General features: G+C 72.8%; 13 protein-coding genes. 2 read left to right on the forward strand and 11 right to left on the reverse strand.

What is annotated here, in order from left to right; genetic code table 11:
* Positions 1-165 precede the first annotated feature (165 nt).
* The 4 genes from ABZ924_RS16615 to ABZ924_RS16630 all read right to left on the reverse strand — a co-directional run bounded on the left by ABZ924_RS16615 (position 166) and on the right by ABZ924_RS16630 (position 3414).
* A complete protein-coding gene (locus tag ABZ924_RS16615) occupies positions 166-561 on the reverse strand; it encodes a hypothetical protein (protein WP_361909593.1) in 396 nt (131 codons plus the stop codon).
* A 93-nt stretch (positions 562-654) separates the two neighbouring features.
* Positions 655-1782, reverse strand: a complete 1128-nt coding sequence (gene proB / locus ABZ924_RS16620; RefSeq protein WP_361909415.1) for a glutamate 5-kinase — start codon at positions 1780-1782, stop codon at positions 655-657.
* Between the two features lie 102 nt (positions 1783-1884).
* A complete protein-coding gene (locus ABZ924_RS16625; protein WP_361909417.1) occupies positions 1885-2310 on the reverse strand; it encodes a GtrA family protein in 426 nt (141 codons plus the stop codon).
* Between the two features lie 3 nt (positions 2311-2313).
* Positions 2314-3414: a glycosyltransferase family 2 protein gene (locus ABZ924_RS16630; protein ID WP_361909420.1), complete on the reverse strand. Its 1101-nt coding sequence runs from the start codon at positions 3412-3414 to the stop codon at positions 2314-2316.
* A gap of 158 nt (positions 3415-3572) precedes the next feature.
* On the opposite strand from ABZ924_RS16630, the gene ABZ924_RS16635 reads away from it, so the two are divergent.
* Both ABZ924_RS16635 and ABZ924_RS16640 read left to right on the forward strand, forming a co-directional pair.
* A complete protein-coding gene (locus tag ABZ924_RS16635) occupies positions 3573-6452 on the forward strand; it encodes a CDP-glycerol glycerophosphotransferase family protein (RefSeq protein WP_361909423.1) in 2880 nt (959 codons plus the stop codon).
* 74 nt (positions 6453-6526) lie between these two features.
* The gene (locus tag ABZ924_RS16640) at positions 6527-7663 is read left to right on the forward strand and encodes a glycosyltransferase (RefSeq protein WP_361909596.1); all 1137 of its coding nucleotides are present in this window, start codon (positions 6527-6529) and stop codon (positions 7661-7663) included.
* A 137-nt stretch (positions 7664-7800) separates the two neighbouring features.
* Here ABZ924_RS16640 and galE read toward each other — a convergent pair whose 3' ends face one another.
* The 7 genes from galE to ABZ924_RS16675 form a co-directional block, all read right to left on the reverse strand.
* Entirely contained in the window at positions 7801-8802 is a 1002-nt protein-coding gene (gene galE / locus ABZ924_RS16645; protein WP_361909426.1) for a UDP-glucose 4-epimerase GalE, read from the reverse strand.
* A gap of 88 nt (positions 8803-8890) precedes the next feature.
* Positions 8891-10510, reverse strand: a complete 1620-nt coding sequence (locus ABZ924_RS16650; RefSeq protein ID WP_361909428.1) for a glycosyltransferase family 2 protein — start codon at positions 10508-10510, stop codon at positions 8891-8893.
* Between the two features lie 108 nt (positions 10511-10618).
* On the reverse strand, positions 10619-12064 hold the full coding sequence (gene obgE, locus ABZ924_RS16655; RefSeq protein WP_361909431.1) for a GTPase ObgE: 1446 nt from the start codon (positions 12062-12064) through the stop codon (positions 10619-10621).
* A gap of 166 nt (positions 12065-12230) precedes the next feature.
* Positions 12231-12485 (reverse strand): 50S ribosomal protein L27, encoded by a 255-nt coding sequence (gene rpmA, locus ABZ924_RS16660; protein WP_093477705.1) that lies wholly within the window; start codon positions 12483-12485, stop codon positions 12231-12233.
* 14 nt (positions 12486-12499) lie between these two features.
* Entirely contained in the window at positions 12500-12820 is a 321-nt protein-coding gene (gene rplU / locus ABZ924_RS16665) for a 50S ribosomal protein L21 (protein ID WP_017944922.1), read from the reverse strand.
* Positions 12821-13134: 314 nt separating this feature from the next.
* Positions 13135-17025, reverse strand: a complete 3891-nt coding sequence (locus ABZ924_RS16670) for an Rne/Rng family ribonuclease (RefSeq protein ID WP_361909435.1) — start codon at positions 17023-17025, stop codon at positions 13135-13137.
* Between the two features lie 235 nt (positions 17026-17260).
* Entirely contained in the window at positions 17261-18043 is a 783-nt protein-coding gene (locus ABZ924_RS16675) for a TIGR03936 family radical SAM-associated protein (protein ID WP_361909438.1), read from the reverse strand.
* Between the last annotated feature and the right edge of the window lie 106 nt (positions 18044-18149).

The following is an 18149-nucleotide window of genomic DNA, read 5'->3' on the forward strand; positions in this document are numbered from 1 at the left end:
GGAGTCCGGTGCAGCGGGGCGAAGCCCGGGAGGCCGCTCGCGGCCGAGCGGTGCGAGCGCCGCGTTCAGAAGGTGCGGCCGCTCGCGGCCGAGCGGTGCGAGCGCCGCGTTCAGAAGGTGCGGCCGCTCGCGGCCGAGCGGTGCGAGCGCCGCGTCAGAAAGGGCTCAGTACGGGTGGACGCCCACCGGGTGGGCCGGGGGTGGGCCGTAGCCCTCCGCGACGCGCAGGTGGTACGTCGCGCGGTCGATGACCTCCAGCCCGACGATCTCCCACGGCGGGAGCTGCGCCGACGAGCGGTGCTCGCCCCACAGCCGGAGCGCGACCGCCGCCGCGTCGTGGAGGTCGCGCGCCTCCTCCCAGTACCGGATCTCCGCATGGTCGTCCGCGTACCTGCTGGTCAGCAGGAAGGGGTGGTCGTGAGCCAGTTGTTCCAGCCCGCGCCGCACCTCGCCCAGCGGCGCCGGCTTGCCGGAGACGCTCAGGGTGACGTGCCACAGGCGGGAGACCTCATCCGGCTCGTCCCCGCCGCCGTTGATGCTGGTCAGGGCTCGTCTCACCAGCCGCCTCCTGTCTGCACCACTTCCTGCCGCCGGCGTGTCCGCCGCTCACAGTTGACCAGTCCCCGGCCCGCCGCGCGGCGGTTTTGCAGAACCTCAGCCCTGCAGCAGGACCAGATCGTCCCTGTGGACGACCTCGCGCTCATACTCGGGGCCGAGTTCCCGGGCCAGCTCGCGGGTGGAGCGGCCGAGGAGCTGCGGGAGCTCCTTGGCGTCGAAGTTGACCAGGCCCCGGGCCACGGCGCGCCCGTCGGCCGCCCGCAGCTCGACCGGGTCGCCGGCGACGAAATCGCCCTCGACGGCCGCGATGCCGGCAGGGAGGAGGGAGCTGCCGCGTTCGGTGACCGCCGCGACGGCGCCGTCGTCGAGCACCAGGTGCCCCTGCGGGGTCGACGCGTGCTGGAGCCACAGCAGCCGGTCCGCGGAGCGGCGGCCCGTGGCGTGGAAGAGGGTGCCGGTGCCGCGCCCGGCCAGCGCGTCGGCCGCCTGGCTGGCGGAGGTGAGGACGACGGGGATGCCGGCGGCCGCGGCGATCCGGGCCGCCTCGACCTTGGTGACCATGCCGCCGGTGCCGACGCCCGCCTTGCCGGCGCTGCCGATCGAGACGTGGGCGATGTCCTCGGGGCCGCGGACCTCGTCGATGCGGGTGGTGCCGGGCAGCGAGGGGTCGCCGTCGTACAGGCCGTCCACGTCGGAGAGCAGGACGAGGAGGTCGGCACGGACGAGGTGGGCGACGAGGGCGGCGAGCCGGTCGTTGTCGCCGAAGCGGATCTCGTCCGTGGCAACGGTGTCGTTCTCGTTGACGACGGGCAGGGCTCCCATGGCCAGGAGCTGGTCCAGGGTCCGGTACGCGTTGCGGTAGTGGGCGCGCCGGCTGGTGTCGTCGGTGGTGAGCAGCACCTGGCCGACGCGGACGCCGTAGCGGGCGAAGGAGGCGGTGTACCGGGCGACGAGGAGGCCCTGGCCGACGCTGGCGGCGGCCTGCTGGCGGGCCAGGTCCTTGGGGCGCCGGGCCAGGCCGAGCGGGGAGAGTCCGGCGGCGATGGCACCGGACGAGACGAGGACGATCTCCTTCTCGCCGCCGCTGCGGGCCTTGGCGAGGACGTCGACCAGCGCGTCCACGCGGTCGGCGTCGAGTCCGCCGGCCGCCGTGGTCAGGGAGGAGGAGCCGACCTTGACCACGATCCTGCGGGCGTCCACGACACCCTGCCTAGCCGCTGACACGTCTGTCCCCTTGCCCCTTGCCGTCATGTCCTGCCGCGCGGGCCTCTGCGCCCGCTCGCCGTCTCAATCTACGGGGTGGGCCGAGACGGCCGCTCGGGGGTTTCAGACCCTGGACTCGGCCGGCTCCTCCGAGGCCTGTGCCCCCGCCGCGGCGCCGCGCCCCGGGACGAGGATCTTGCGGGAGAGCAGGAAGGTGAAGGGGATGGCGACGACGGCCGCGACGAGCGGCGCGATGCGGGTGTCCAGGCCGGCCCAGGTCACCAGGGCGTAGAGCCCGGCCGACTGGATCACGTAGTTCGTGACGTTGGTCAGCGGGAAGAGCAGGAACTTCTTCCACGTGGGCCGGGTGCGGTAGGTGAAGTAGGTGTTCATGAAGAACGAGCCGACCATCGCCAGCAGGAAGGCGAGGGTGTAGGCGAGGAAGTACGGCATCCACGGGTGCAGGAGCAGGTAGATGCCGAAGAAGGTGCCGGTGTTGACGGCGCCGACGAGGCCGAAGCGGACGATCTGCCCGAGCTGGTCCTTCATGGGTCAGCGGGCCTCGCGCTCGGCGGAAACGGTTGTCCTGGCGGCCGGGCCCGATGCGGAAGCGGAGGCGGAGGCGGAGGGGGAAGCGGAGGGGGAGGCGGCGAGGCCGCCCCGCTCGCGCTCCTCGCGTGCGTCCGCGGCGCCTCCCGCCGCGCCCGCCCGGGGCCGTCCCTGGGCGTCGGCTCCGTGCGCCTCCTTGACCAGGAAGTGCGGCCGGCGCTTGGTCTCGTAGTAGATGCGCCCGATGTATTCGCCGATCAGCCCCAGCATGATCATCTGCACGCCGCCGATGCCGACGATGATCGCCACGAGGGTGACGTACCCGGGCGCGTCGACCCCGTTGGTCATGGCGGCGACCGCGATCCACACCGCGTACAGGGCGGTCAGCGCCACCAGCGACACGCCCGCCCAGATGCCCATCCGCAGCGGCCGGTTGTTGAACGAGATCAGCCCGTCCATGGCGTAGTTCAGCAGCGAGCCGAACTTCCACTTCGTCTCGCCGGCCTCGCGCTGCGCGTTGCGGTAGTCGAAGTGGACGGTGTCGAAGCCGATCCAGGAGAACAGGCCCTTGGAGAAGCGGTTGTACTCGGGCAGCGACAGCAGCGCGTCCACCGCGGGCCGCGACAGCAGGCGGAAGTCGCCCACGCCGTCGGTGAGCTCCACGTCGACCCAGCGGTTCACGCCGCGGTAGTAGAGGCGGCTGAGTGCGGAGCGGACCTTCTTGTCGCCCTCGCGGGTGCGGCGGGCGATGATCTGGTCGTGGCCCTGCCGGTAGTAGTCGAGCATGGTCGCGATGAGCTCCGGCGGGTGCTGGAGGTCCGCGTCCATGATCACGACGGCGTCGCCGGTGGCCTCGCGCAGACCGGCGAGCATGCCGGCCTCCTTGCCGAAGTTGCGGCTGAAGGAGACGTACCGGGTGCGCTCTCCGTGCTCGGCGGCGATCGTGCGGAGCTTGGCGAGGGTGCCGTCCCGGCTGCCGTCGTCGACGTAGCAGACTTCGTAGTCGACGGGCAGGGAGTTCAGGACCCTGCGGATCTCCGCGTCGAAGCTGTCGATCACGGCCTCTTCGTTGTAGCAGGGCACTACTACGGACAGCTTCGTCATGAACACTTCCTGCTGGGTCCGAACGGGTGATTGTCGGCGACCGGACCCGCCACACACCTCTTCCTTAGAAGTATGCACGCCGAGGGTCGGACTGCCGGAGCCGAGCGCGACACACGGTAGCTTTGACGGGTTAAGCGGAATGGAACGAAGGGATCGAGGTGCACGTGCCTGACGTCTCCGTGGTCGTCATCGTCTACAACGACGCAGAGCGTCTGCCGACAGCCGTCCGGTCGGTTTTGGACCAGACCCTGCACGGGGTCGAAGTCGTGATCGTCGACGACTGCAGCAAGGACCGGTCGTACGAGGTCGCCCAGGAGCTCGAAGCCGCACACCCGGGCCGGGTGCGCGCCTTCCGCCTGCCCGAGAACAGCGGCGGCTGCGGTGCGCCCCGCAACCACGGCATCCGGCAGGCGACCGGCACCTACGTGATGTTCCTGGACAGCGACGACGTGCTCGAGCGCAACGCCTGCCGGAACATGCTGGACGCCGCCGAGCGGACCGGCTCCGACCTGGTGTCCGGCATGTGCGTGCGCGTGCACCTCGACAACCGCTGGGGCAAGACCACCGAGTGGTACCCCTGGATCTACTCCCGCACCCGCACCCTGGAGTCGATCACCGAGTACCCGGACCTGCTGGTCTACGACACCCTCTCCACGAACAAGTGCTACCGGCGCTCCTTCCTGCTGGAGCAGGGCCTGGAGTTCCCGGTCGGCATCCACTACGAGGACCTGCTCTTCTCCGCCCAGGCCTACGTCGCCGCCCGCCGCATCACCCTGATCCCCAACCACGTCTACTACTGGAACGTGGTCGAGAAGGCCGCAGCGAAGTCGATCAGCAACCGGCGCCACGAGATCGCGAACTTCGTCCACCGGATGGAGATCCACCGCCGCGTCGACGAGCTGCTCGCCGCCCACGGGCACACCGACATCAAGACGGCCAAGGACGCCAAGTTCCTCAAGCACGACCTGGTGCTGCACCTGCGCGACCTGCCCCTGCTGGGCGACGCGTACCGCCAGGAGTTCGCCCGCCTCGCCAACGGCTACCTGGCCGGCATCGACCCGGCCGCGTACGACAACGTCACCCACCTCCAGGCGATCTGCGCCTACCTGCTCGGCAAGGAGGACTGGGACAACCTGCTGCCGGCCGCCGACGCGATGACGAACAAGGGGCGGCTGACCTCCCCGCTCGCCGAGCGCGACGGGCGCGTCTACTGGTGCGCCGCCCACGTCGACGACCCGGCCGACACCGAGGCCCGCCGCATACTGGACGTCACCGAGCAGGGCTTCCACACCGCCCCGCTCACCTCGCTCGTCCTGGGCAACCGCCTGACCTCGTACGAGGACGACGGCCGCGGCACCGTCACCCTGTCCGGCGCGGTGGTGAACCCGCTGGGCCGGATCACCCCGGACACCGAGCTGAAGGCCACCTTGGAGTTCCGGGCCCGCCGTCAGATCGGCGTGCGCTCCTTCAGCTTCCCTGCGGCAACCGTGCGGCACGCCGGCGACACGATCGAGTGGACCGCCACGGCCGACATCGGCAGCACCGTGCGCCCCCTCGGCATCATCGACGCCGTCTGGGACGTGCGTCTGAAGCTCACCGCGGGCGGCGACCGCCTCACCACCCGCGTCTCCGTCGGCGGCGTCGACCTGGAGTCGGCGGCCCGGCTCCGCGTGCGGCCGCGCCTGACCCGGCTGGTCTCCGACCGCTTCGAGCCGGAGGTGACCAAGAAGGGCAACCTCTCCTACGTCCTGACCGCCGAGGGCCCCGCCGCCGTGCGCACCCAGGCCCTGATCAGCGGCGCCATGCACGGCAAGGCCGCCGGCGTGGTCAAGCGCAGCCTGCGCAGGGCCCTGCGCACCCGCCGCAACCTCGGCTCGGGCGAGCAGAAGGTGAAGGTCTACCACGAGGTCTTCTCGAAGCTGCCGATCAAGAAGGGCACGGTCGTCTTCGAGAGCCACATGGGCAAGCAGTACAGCGACAGCCCCAAGGCGATCTACGAGGAGATGGTCCGCCAGGGCGCCCCCTTCGAGGCGATCTGGTCCTACGCGGGCGCCAAGCCCACCGGCTTCCCCAAGGAGGCCACCCTGGTCAAGCGCTGGAGCTGGCCGTACCTGCGCGCGCTCGCACAGGCCGAGTACTGGGTCGACAACCAGGGCTTCCCCCTGGCCCTGACCAAGCGCCCGGGGACCACGTACATCCAGACCTGGCACGGCTCCGCGCTCAAGCGGATGGGCTTCCACGAACCGCGCACCAAGGCCCAGGACCGCGCGGCCCAGGACCGCTTCCAGGCGGCCGTCAACCGCTTCGACCACTTCCTGGTCCGCTCCGAGCACGACGTGCGCACCCTCGCCAAGGGCTTCCGGCTGCGCGACGAGGTGCTGCTGCGCGCCGGCTACCCGCGCAACGACGCCCTCGTCGAGGCGCACCGGGCCGAGACGCAGAGCGGGGAGCGGGTCCGCGGACCGCTCGCCGCCGAGCTGGGCATCGACCCGGACAAGAGGATCCTGCTGTACGCGCCCACGTTCCGGGCGGGCGCGGACGGCACGGTGGAGGGCTTCGAGTTCCCCTTCGACGTGGAGGAGTTCGCCGACCGGCTCGGCGACCGCTTCACGCTGCTCGTGCGCACCCACTACCTCAACAGCGTCACCCTGCCGCCGGCGGTCGACGGCCGCGTCATCGACGTGTCCGGGCACCACGACATCACGCCGCTGCTCGAGCTCGCCGACGGGCTGATCACCGACTACTCGTCCGTGATGTTCGACTACGCGGTCCTGGACCGGCCGATGCTGTTCTTCGCGTACGACTACGAGAAGTACGCGGGCGACATCCGCGGCACGTACTTCGACCTGAAGGAGAAGGCCCCCGGCCCCGTGGTCGCCACGCCCGACGAGCTCTTCCAGGCCGTCGCCGCCTTCGACGAGGCGGACGCCAAGTACGCGGAGGCGCGCCAGCGCTTCCTCGCCGAGTTCGGCGAATACGACCGCGGGGACGCCGCCCGCCAGATCGTCGAGAAGTTCTTCACCAGGAGCGGCAAGTGAGCCAGCAGACCGCCGGGTCCCACACAGCGGCGGACACCGAACAGCACCGCGCGGCAGAGCACCGCGCACGCGACATCTTCATCGTCTCCAACAGCGTCGACGAGCTCGGCGGCGTGACGACCTGGTCGCACCAGATGGCCCGGCTCTTCACCGACCGCGGGCACGCCGTGCACCTCGTCGGCATCGCGCCCGTCGCCGAGGAGATCCGGCAGAAGCTGCCGCAGGACCTGCCGTACGCGATGACCACCCTGTACGACACCCACCCGCCCAAGGCCCGCCGGCTGCGCGGCATCAAGGGCCGGCTCAACGCCCCCGAGCGGCGCCGCCAGGCCGCCCGGCGCGCCCTGATGCGGGACAAGGCGGAGAAGCTGAGCGAGCTGCTGCGCGCGGCCCGCCCCGGCGCCGTGGTGATCGTCACACAGGTGTGGGCGATGGAGTGGGTGGCGCTCGCCGACACCAAGGGGCTCACCGTCATCGGCATGAGCCACGAGTCCTTCGAGGCGAGCCGCAAGTCCACCCGCGGCGACCGGGTCCGGCGCCACTACGCCCACGTCGACCGGCTGCTGGTGCTGACCCCGGAGGACGCGGACCTGTGGATCCGGGCCGGCATGGAGAACGTCTCCAGCATGCCGAACCCGCTGCCGTTCATGCCGGACTCCCCCGCCCCGCGCACGGAGAAGGTCGTCGCCAGCGTCGGCCGCCTCGCCTTCGAGAAGGGCATGGACCTGCTCCTGGACGCCTGGGCGGAGGCGGCCCCGGCCCACCCCGACTGGGTCCTGCGCATCTACGGCGCGGGCGTGGAGGAGCCGACGCTGCGGGCGCACTGCACCTCGCTCGGCCTGGACGACTCGGTGGAGTGGATGGGCAGCACCGACGACGTGCTGGGCGCACTGCGCGGGGCTTCGGTCTTCGCGCAGGCCTCGCGGGCCGAGGGCTTCCCGATCACCCTGCTGGAGGCGATGGCCGCGGGCGTGCCCGTGGCCGCCTTCGACTGCGCGCCGGGCGTACGGGAGATCGTCGAACACGGCGAGGACGGGCTGCTCGCCCGCCTGGGCAACACGATGGAGCTGGCCGGGCACCTGGACGCGCTGATGTCGGACCGGGAGCTGCGCGACCGGCTCGGCGACCGGGCGTTCCGCGCCGTGCAGCGGTATTCCGGCAGCGAGATCACCGACCGCTGGGAGGAGCTGTTCGCGTTCCTGGAGCGCTGAACCGCCGCCGCTGACGCGGTGTGACGCACGTGACGAAGGAGCCGCCCGCCCCGGTCTGGTCCGGGGCGGGCGGCTCCTTCGCGTACGGGCCCTTCGTGCCGGCCGGCCGGAACGGCGGCGGCAGCAGGGCCTTTCCGTCAGCGCTCGGCGTGGTGCAGGGCGCCCTTGCGGTTGGCCTCCCAGCCCGCCCAGGCCGAGGTGATCATCTCGCGGACGTCGTGCTTGGCCTTCCAGCCCAGCACGGAGTGGATCCGGTCCGCCGAGGCGACGACCTTCGCCGGGTCGCCCGGGCGGCGCGGCACGACGACCGGCTCGTGGTCGTGCCCGGTGCCCTCGTTCAGCAGCCGGGCCATCTCCCGTACGGAGACGCCCTCGCCGCGGCCGATGTTGACGGTCAGGTCCTTGTAGTCGCCGGCCGCGCCCCACTCGGCGAGCTTGCGGGCCGCCGCGACGTGGGCCTCGGCCAGGTCCTCGACGTGGATGTAGTCGCGGATGCAGGTGCCGTCCGGCGTGGGGTAGTCGTCGCCGAAGATGCGGGCGCCCTCGCCCTTGTCGAAGCGCTCGAAGACCATCGGGACCAGGTTGAAGACCCCGGTGTCCGCGAGCTCGGGCGCGGCGGCGCCCGCCACGTTGAAGTACCGCAGACAGGCCGTGGAGATGCCGTGGGCCTTGCCGGCGGCGCGGACCAGCCACTCGCCGGCGAGCTTGGTCTCGCCGTACGGGCTCATCGGCGCGCACGGGGTCTCCTCGGTGACCAGCTCCACGTCCGGCGTGCCGTACACGGAGGCGGAGGAGGAGAAGAGGAAGTTGCGCACACCCGCGGCGGCCACCGCCCCGAGCAGGACCTGGAGGCCCTCGACGTTCTCGTGGTAGTAGTACAGCGGCTTCTCGACGGACTCGCCGACCTGCTTCTTGCCGGCCAGGTGCACCACGCCGGTGATCTTGTGCTCCCGGATGGCCTCGTCCAGGGCCAGCCGGTCCAGGACCGAGCCGATCACCAGCGGGACGCCCTCCGGGACGCGGTCCTCGTTGCCCGTGGAGAGGTCGTCGAACACGACGACCTCCTCCCCCGCGAGCAGCATCGCGCGGACGACGTGCGAGCCGATGTAGCCGGCGCCACCGGTGATCAGAAATGTCATGCGTGTCTCCCGAGGAGCACCCGCGGACCCGGTCCGAGGGGCTGTCCGTTGATCCTTCCGGCGGCCCGTGCCGGCCGCCGGCCCGACTTCATCCCGCCCCGCGGCCTGCCCGGGCCCGGTGGAGGCGGTTGCGTACGAGGCTCAGTGCACCCGCAGCGCCCGGCGCGAGCCGCAGGGCCAGGGACCCTCCGCCCGTGCGGAACGGCTGCGCCAGCAGAACACCGTACCTGCTGCTCGGCAGCGCCCTGCGGTGCAGCAGCGCGTCGAGGGGGCGCGGCGAGGTGGTCAGGGAGCTGCCGTCGGCGAACTCCACCTCCACCTGCACGCCCCACGCCTGCATGCCGCGCCGGCCCTGGCGGCGCCCGGCGGCGGCCACGGCGGTGAGGTGGAACGGCACCTCGCAGCTCCAGGCGTCGCCTTCCGGGGCGCGGCGCAGCTCGACCGGCCGGTCCAGGACGCCTTCGCCGCCCGCGCGGGGTACGAAGTGGAGCCGGGCGGTGCGCGGCCCGGCCGCGGCGAGCCGCCCGTACAGGTCGTGCACGCGCAGCCGCAGCCCGCCGGTTCCCGCGGGGCCGGCGTCGACGCTGACGGGCAGCTCGGAGAGCGGCAGCGCGGCGAGCCCGTCGAGAGCGACCGGGAGCTCCTCGCTCCATACGGGCCCGCCCTCCGGGCCGTTGGCGTACGGGGGCAGCAGGCGCGGCGGCTCGGCGGCGAAGCGGGTGAGCCGCTCGACGTCGGCGGGCGGGACCGGGCTCGCACGCAGGACGCGGACGATCCAGCGGGCGTGCGCCCCGGCGGCCTCGATGACGGCGTCGTCGAAGCCGGCGAGGTACTCGCGGGTCAGGGTCCACCAGGCGGCCTGGTACTCGGGGTCCCGGCCGAGCTCGCGCAGGTACATGCGCAGGTCGTACTCGAGGAACTTCACCTGGCAGGCGCGGCCCAGCTCGGCGGACGACTCGGCGATGATCCGGGCGGCGGCGCGGTGGGCCTCGATCCGGGAGCGCCAGTTCGAGACGTCCTTGCGGTCCAGGGAGATCGACACCTGGGCGGCGCTGCGGCGCACGTGCCACACGTAGACGAGGTCGCCGATGACGGCGATGCGGGGGGCCGCGGCCAGGACGCGGGCGGTGAAGACGAAGTCCTCGTAGATGAACCGGCCGTCGGGGAAACGGATCGCGTGCTTCTCCAGGAAGGACCGCTCGTACAGCTTGTTGACGCAGAGGGTGTCGCGGACCAGCTCCGGCCGGTCGGCCGGCCGGTCGATGACGTCGCCCGGGGTGTAGAGGCCGGGCATCCAGGGGACGTCGTGGTACTGCGGCAGCTCCCGGCGTACGCACGCGCCGACGGTCACGGGCGCGCGGTGCTGCTCGGCGGCGCGCACCAGGGCCTCGGCCGCGCCCGGCGGGAGGACGTCGTCGCTGTCGAGGAAGAGGACGTACGGGGAGGTGGCGACCGCGATCCCGTCGTTGCGCGGGGTGCCGCATCCGCCGCTGTTCTCCGTGCGGTGCACGACCTTCAGGCGGGGGTGGACGGCGGCCAGCTCGTCCAGGACCCGTGCGGTGCCGTCGGCCGAGGCGTCGTCGACGGCGATGACCTCGGCCACGACCGGGCCCTGGGCGAGTGCCGAGGCGACGGCCTCGCCCACGAGCGCGGCGTCGTTGTACGCGATCACGACGACGGAGACGCTGGGAGGAATGGTGCTGCTCACCCGTGGATCCTAGGCGACACGGGTGAACATCACCTCAACTGCGCCGTCCGTGCGAAGGAGCGGTACAGAACCAGGACAAAAGCCGGTCAGGAGCAGGCCGGAAACCGGTCAGAACGGCCGGAACTCGTCGTACTCCTGCTGCGCCGAGTCCTTGCGGCGGGCTTCCTTCTCCTTGCGGCGCTGGGTGGCCGGGCGCGGGGCCTCCATGCGGTGGTCCTCGCCGCGGCGGCCCAGCATCTCGGCACCGGCCATCATCGACGGCTCCCAGTCGAACACGACCGCGTTGTCGTCCGAGCCGATGGCCACGCCGTCGCCGGCGCGGGCGCCGACCTTCAGCAGCTGGTCCTCGACGCCGAGGCGGTTGAGGCGGTCGGCCAGGTAGCCCACGGCCTCGTCGTTGTTGAAGTCGGTCTGGCGCACCCAGCGCTCCGGCTTCTCGCCGCGCACGCGGTACACGTCCTCCACCTCGTCGTAGGTGACGGTGAAGCCGGTCTCGTCGACGGCCTTCGGGCGGATGACGATACGGGTCGCCTCCTGCTTCGGCTTGCGGGCGCGCGCCTTGGCGACGACCTCCGCGAGGAAGTAGGAGAGCTCCTTCAGGCCGGTGCGGGCGACCGCGGAGACCTCGAAGACCTTGTAGCCGCGCGCCTCCAGGTCGGGGCGGATCATGTCGGCGAGGTCCTGGCCGTCGGGGATGTCGACCTTGTTGAGGACGACCAGGCGCGGCCGGGTCTCCAGTCCGCCGCCGTACTGCTTGAGCTCCTCCTCGATGACGTCGAGGTCGGAGACGGGGTCGCGGTCGGACTCCAGGGTGGCGGTGTCCAGGACGTGCACGAGGACCGAGCAGCGCTCGACGTGGCGCAGGAACTCCAGGCCTAGGCCCTTGCCCTGGCTGGCGCCCGGGATCAGGCCGGGGACGTCGGCGATCGTGTACACGGTCGAGCCGGCCGTGACGACGCCGAGGTTCGGGACGAGCGTGGTGAAGGGGTAGTCCGCGATCTTCGGCTTGGCGGCGGAGAGCACCGAGATCAGCGAGGACTTGCCGGCGCTGGGGAAGCCGACGAGGGCCACGTCGGCGACGGTCTTGAGCTCCAGCACGATGTCGCCGGTGGCGCCGGGGACGCCGAGGAGCGCGAAGCCGGGGGCCTTGCGGCGGGCGGAGGCGAGCGCCGCGTTGCCGAGGCCGCCGCGGCCGCCCTCGGCGGCGACGTAGGTGGTGCCCTGGCCGACGAGGTCGGCGAGCACGTTGCCCTGCTTGTCGAGGACGACGGTGCCGTCCGGGACCGGCAGGACCAGGTCCTGGCCGTCCTTGCCGGAGCGGTTGCCGCCCTCGCCCGGCTTGCCGTTGGTGGCCTTGCGGTGCGGGCTGTGGTGGTAGTCCAGCAGGGTCGTGACCGACTGGTCGACGACCAGGATCACATCGCCGCCGCGGCCGCCGTTTCCGCCGTCGGGGCCGCCGAGCGGCTTGAACTTCTCCCGGTGTACGGAGGCGCAGCCGTGGCCTCCGTTACCCGCGGCGACGTGCAGCTCGACGCGGTCCACGAAGGTGGTCATGGGTGTTCCTCCAGATACAGACGGGATGTCCCGGACAGGCCTTGCTGTCCATTAAACGTGTGTACGTGCAAACGCGCCGAGGGCGGACCTCTCTTCCCGACTTTCGCCGGGAAGAGCTGAGATCCGCCCTCGGGATGCTACGAACGCTTGATCAGCAGGAGCTGGATCAGGCGGCCGGAACGATGTTCACGACCTTGCGGCCACGGTGCGTGCCGAACTGCACGGCACCGGCCTGCAGCGCGAACAGCGTGTCGTCGCCACCACGGCCGACACCGGCGCCGGGGTGGAAGTGGGTGCCGCGCTGGCGGACCAGGATCTCACCAGCGTTGACGACCTGACCGCCGAAGCGCTTCACGCCGAGCCGCTGGGCATTGGAATCGCGACCGTTCCGGGTGGACGATGCGCCCTTCTTGTGTGCCATTGCTCAGTCCCTCTTTACTTCGCGGCCGTCGGGATAGCGGTGACCTTGATCGCCGTGTACTGCTGACGGTGACCCTGGCGACGGCGGTAGCCGGTCTTGTTCTTGTAGCGCAGGATGTCGATCTTGGCGCCCTTGTGGTGGTCCACGACCTCGGCCTGGACCTTGATGCCGGCCAGGACCCACGGGTCGCTGGTCACGGCGTCGCCGTCGACAACGAGCAGGGTCGAGAGCTCGACCGTGTCGCCAACCTTGGCAGTGGAAATCTTGTCAACCTCAACGATGTCGCCGACAGCAACCTTGTGCTGGCGACCACCGCTGCGCACGATGGCGTACACGCGGATCTCTCTCTCGCTCGATGGGAACCCCTGAAGCCAGCCGTCCCCCGCCGAACACGGGGCGGCCTCCCCCGCGCCGCGCAGCGGCTCGGGAGGTGAGGTGCTCAGTGGCTGGCGCGCACGTAGACACGCCGACGTGCAAGGTTACGCGGCAGAGGTTTAAGAGGTCAAACCGGGCCCGCCGGGGCGGGCCGGGCCACCGTCCGCCGCGCCCCCGTCGCGGGGGGTGCGGGTACGGGACTGCCCCGGCTCCCGTGTGGGGAGCCGGGGCAGTCCCGGGGTGCCGTGACGTCCTCGCGTCAGGCCGGGGCGGGTCAGCCTTCGGTCGGCTGCTCCGCGGGCGCGGCCTTCTTCGCGGCGGCCTTCTTGGTGGTCGCCTTCTTGGCCGTCGTCTTCTTGGCGGCGGTCTTCTTGGCCGTCGTCGTCTTCTTGGCGGCGGCCTTCTTCGCCGGGGCCTTCTTGGCGGCCGTCTTGCGGGCCGTCTTCTTGGCCGGGGCCGCCTCCTCCGCCGCCGGGGCCTCAGCCTCGGCAGCAGCCGGGGCCTCCTCGACCGGGGCGGGCTCCGGTGCCGTCTCGACGACCAGCACCGCCGCCTCCGCGCCGGCCGGGGAGCCGGCGGGTGCGGTGGCCTTGCGGGTGGCGCGGCGCCGCGGACGGGCCGGGGCGGCCTCGGCGACCGGAGCAGCCTCGGCAGCGGCCGGGGCCTCCTCCACCGCCGGCACCTCGGCCTCGGCGGCCTCGGGGGCCTCCTCGACCGGGGCGACCGGCTCGGGCTCTGGCTGGGGCTCCGGCTCGGCCTTGACCTCGGCCTCGGCCTCCACCACCGGCTCGGCCGGGGCCGCCGGGGCGGTGGCCTTGCGGGTGGCGCGACGGCGCGTACGGCCCTTCGGCGCGGCCTCCTCCGCCGCCGGGGCGGGAGCGGCCTCGACCGTCTCCGCCGCGGCCACGGCCTCGGCGACGGCCTCGGCGGCCGGCTCCAGCACCGTGTCGGCGGGCTCGGTCACCGGCTCGGCCGCGATCTCGACCTCGACCGGAGCGGCCTCCACGACCGGGGCGGCAGCAGCGGCAGCCCGCGGGGCACCCGCCGCAGCGGTCGCCTTGCGGGTGGCGCGGCGGCGGTTGCGGCGGCTGCTGATGCCGGCCGCGGCCTCCGCCTCGGCGACGCTGCCGTACAGCTCCTCGTCCGGGGCGAACGCCGGCTCCGGCAGCGCCACGGGCGCCGCGAGCTCGGCGGCCACCTCGGCCTCGGTCTCCGCCTCCACCTCGGCGAGGGCCTCGGCCTCGACGGCCTCGACGGCCTCCACCTCGTGGTCGTGCTCGTGGCCCCGGCCGCCGCGGCGCTTGGCGCGCTTGCCGCCGTTGCCGGCCGCCGTGGCCGTGTCCATGTGCACGATCACACCGCGCCCGTTGCAGTGGACGCAGGTCTCGGAGAAGGACTCCAGCAGGCCCTGGCCCACCCGCTTGCGGGTCATCTGGACCAGGCCGAGCGAGGTCACCTCCGCGACCTGGTGCTTCGTACGGTCACGGCCCAGGCACTCCAGCATCCGCCGCAGGACCAGGTCGCGGTTGGACTCCAGGACCATGTCGATGAAGTCGATGACGACGATGCCGCCCAGGTCGCGCAGCCGCAGCTGGCGCACGATCTCCTCGGCCGCCTCCAGGTTGTTCCGGGTGACGGTCTCCTCGAGGTTGCCGCCCTGACCGGTGAACTTGCCGGTGTTGACGTCGATGACGACCATCGCCTCGGTCTTGTCGATCACGAGGGAACCGCCCGAGGGCAGCCACACCTTGCGGTCGAGCGCCTTGGCGAGCTGCTCGTCGATCCGGTACGTCGCGAAGACATCGACCTCGGAGGTCCAGCGCGAGAGCCGGTCGGCCAGGTCCGGGGCGACGTGCGAGACGTACCCGTGGATGGTCTCCCAGGCGCTGTCACCGCTGACGATGACCTTCGAGAAGTCCTCGTTGAAGATGTCGCGCACGACGCGGACGGTCATGTCCGGCTCGCCGTACAGCAGGCTCGGCGACGACGTCGTGATCTGCTTCGACTTCTTCTGGATCTCCTCCCACTGCGCCTGCAGACGCTCGACGTCGCGGCGCAGCTCGTCCTCGCTCGCACCCTCGGCGGCGGTGCGCACGATGACGCCCGCGTCCTCGGGGACGATCTTCTTGAGGATGGTCTTCAGGCGCGCGCGCTCGGTGTCGGGCAGCTTGCGGCTGATGCCGGTCATCGAGCCCTCGGGCACGTAGACCAGGTAGCGGCCGGGCAGCGAGACCTGCGAGGTCAGGCGGGCGCCCTTGTGGCCGATCGGGTCCTTGGTGACCTGGACCAGCACGGACTGGCCGGACTTCAGGGCGGACTCGATGCGGCGCGGCCCGTTGGCCAGGCCGAGCGCCTCGAAGTTGACCTCGCCGGCGTACAGGACGGCGTTGCGGCCCTTGCCGATGTCGATGAACGCGGCCTCCATCGACGGCAGCACGTTCTGGACCTTGCCCAGGTAGACGTTGCCGACGTACGAGGTGGCCTCTTCCTTGTTGACGTAGTGCTCGACGAGCACGTTGTCCTCGAGGACGCCGATCTGCGTGCGCTCGCCGCTCTGGCGGACGACCATCACGCGCTCGACGGCCTCGCGGCGGGCCAGGAACTCGGCCTCGGTGATGATCGGCACGCGGCGGCGGCCCTGCTCGCGGCCCTCGCGGCGGCGCTGCTTCTTCGCCTCCAGGCGGGTCGAGCCCTTGATGGACTGGACCTCGTCGGAAGCTTCGGCCTTCTCGCGCGCCGGGCGCGGCTCGCGGACCTTGACGACGGTACGGACGCCGTCCTCGTCGGCGGCCTCGGCCTCGGCGGCGTCACCGCTGCGGCGACGGCGGCGACGGCGACGGCGGCTGGAGGCGGAACCGAGCGCGCCGGCCTCCTCGGCCTCTTCCTCTTCCTCCTCCTCGGCTTCGGCCTCGGCGGCCTCCTGCTCGGCGGCGGCCTCGGCCTCCTCCTCGGCGGCCTCGTCCAGGTCGGCGGCCTCACCGCGGCGGCGGCGACGGCCACCGCGACGGCGGCGGCGGGACGGGCGCTCGCCCGACTCGTCGGCCTCCTCGGCCTCTTCCTCCTCCAGCTCGGCGGCCTCGGCCTCGAGCTCCTCCTCCGGCTCGGCGACCGGGGCGGCCTCGACCGCGCCGCGGCCGCGGCGACGGCGGCGGCCGGCGGGCTGCGGGGCGGGGGCCTCGACGGCCTCGGCCTCGAGCTCGGCCTCCTCCTCCGCTTCCTCGGCCTCCGCCTCGGCGGCGGCTGCGGCGGCGGCGAGGGCCGCGGTCTCCGGGGTCTGGAACATCGGCTCGGTGAACACCGGCGCCTGGAACACGGGCACGGCGGGGCGCGTGGCGCGGCGGGCGCGGGCCGGGGCGGCGGGCTCCTCGGCCGGGGCCTCGGGCTGCGCGGGGGCGGCCGGTGCAGCCGGGGCGGCGGCGCGGGTGGCGCGGCGGCGGCCGCGCTTGGGCGCGTCCACGGCGTCGGCGACGGTGAAGGCGGGCTTCGGGGCCTCCTCGGCCACGGGCTCCGCGGCAGCGGCGGCGGTCTCGGCAGCGGGGGCGGCCGGGGCGGCCGCTGCGCGGGTGGCACGGCGGCGGGTACGCGGCGCCGGGGCAGCAGCCTCGGCCGGCTCCTCGGCAGCGGCCGGGGCCTCGACCACGGCCTCGGCGGGAGCCGCAGCGGCAGCGGCCTCGGCGACCGGCGCGGCCGCAGCACGGGTGGCACGGCGACGGGTACGCGGCGCCGGAGCAGCAGCCTCGACCGGCTCCTCGACGGCAGCCGGAGCCTCGACCACGGCTTCGGCCGGAGCCGCAGCAGCCTCGGCAACCGGCGCGGCCGCAGCGCGAGTGGCACGGCGACGGGTACGCGGCGCCGGGGCAGCGGCCTCGGCCGGCTCCTCGGCAGCGGCGGGGGCCTCGACCACGACGGCCTCGGCGGCCGCGGCGGTGGGCGTGGCGACGGCGCGGGTCGCGCGGCGTCGCGGACGGGCCGGGGCTGCGCTGGGCGCGGCTTCCTCGGCGGGGGCGGCCGGGGCGGCCTCGGTCACCTCGGCGGCCGGGGCGGCGACGGGCGCGCCGGGCGGACCCGCGGGCCGCGACGCTGCCCGGCGGCGCCTGCGCGGCGGCAGGTTGTCGCTCGGGCTGTCGTTGCCGGCGGCGGTGATGTCGTTCTCGTTGTTGAGCATGCGGGCGGTTCTCCCGTCACGCTCCCGGGCGCCGCGGCTGACGTCCGGTCCGGCACGGCAACCGCGCGGTCAGCGCGGTACCGGCCTCCGGGGCGCGTTCGCCACTCGGGAGCTGTAGTCCATGGCCGCCGGTTCCGTACGTCTTGTCCGTACGGCCTGGCGGAAGTCTTCAGGTCAGTGCGCGGCCCGACCCAGGTGGCTCCCGAGTGCCAGGGCTGCGCGGCGGCGACGATCCCTACGCGGCGGGACCTTCCGGCGCCTTCGCGTCGGCGGTCGCGGCGGCCGTGGGTGGGGCGGCCGTGACAGCCTCGCGGTCGGGCGCGAGCGGGTCGGTCACCGTGCCGGACTCCTCGTCGAAGAGCCCCTGCGCCAGCCTGGTCACCGCTGCGGGGACCGGCGGCGCCAGGTCGGCCACAGCTCGGAGACCGGACAGGACGTCGTCGGGTCGAACGGCAGGTGTCAGATGCCGAACAACCAGCCGCAGTATCGCACAGGCACTGTCCAGCGGCCTATCAGCCGGAGCAGGAAGCACCTCGAGGGACGCAACGGCCCCCCGGGTGTCGAAGGTGCGCATGCCGTTCTTGGTGCGGCGCTGCACCTCGACGGTCTCGGCGGCGAGGAAGGCCTCCACCGCGCGGGCGGCCTCGGCGGCCTCCACTCCGTCGAGCTTCAGCTCCCACACGGAGGCGGTGAGCCGGTCGGCGAGGCCGGAGGTGCGGGCCTCGACGGCGTCGACGATGTCGAGGCCGATGGGCATGGACTCGTCGAGCAGCTCGCGGAGCTTGTCGGGGTCGCGGGGCGCGGTGAGCGCGATCTCCAGGTACTCGGCCTCGCTGCCGGTGCCGGTGGGCGCGGCGTTCGCGTACGACACGCGCGGGTGCGGGGTGAAGCCGGCCGAGTACGCCATGGGCACCTCGGCGCGGCGCAGGGCGCGCTCGAACGCGCGCTGGAAGTCCCGGTGGCTGGTGAACCGGAGGCGGCCGCGCTTGGTGTAGCGCAGTCGGATGCGCTGTGCCACCGGTGCGGGGGGCGGGCCTTCGGGCTGTCGCTTGCCCAGTGGTTCTTCTCCTTGTGCGGGGCTCCGCGGCTCGCGCGTCGCCCTGAGGTCTGGTGAGCCTGCCGGC

The sequence above is a fragment of the Streptomyces sp. NPDC046876 genome (assembly GCF_040645035.1).
GTDB lineage: Bacteria > Actinomycetota > Actinomycetes > Streptomycetales > Streptomycetaceae > Streptomyces.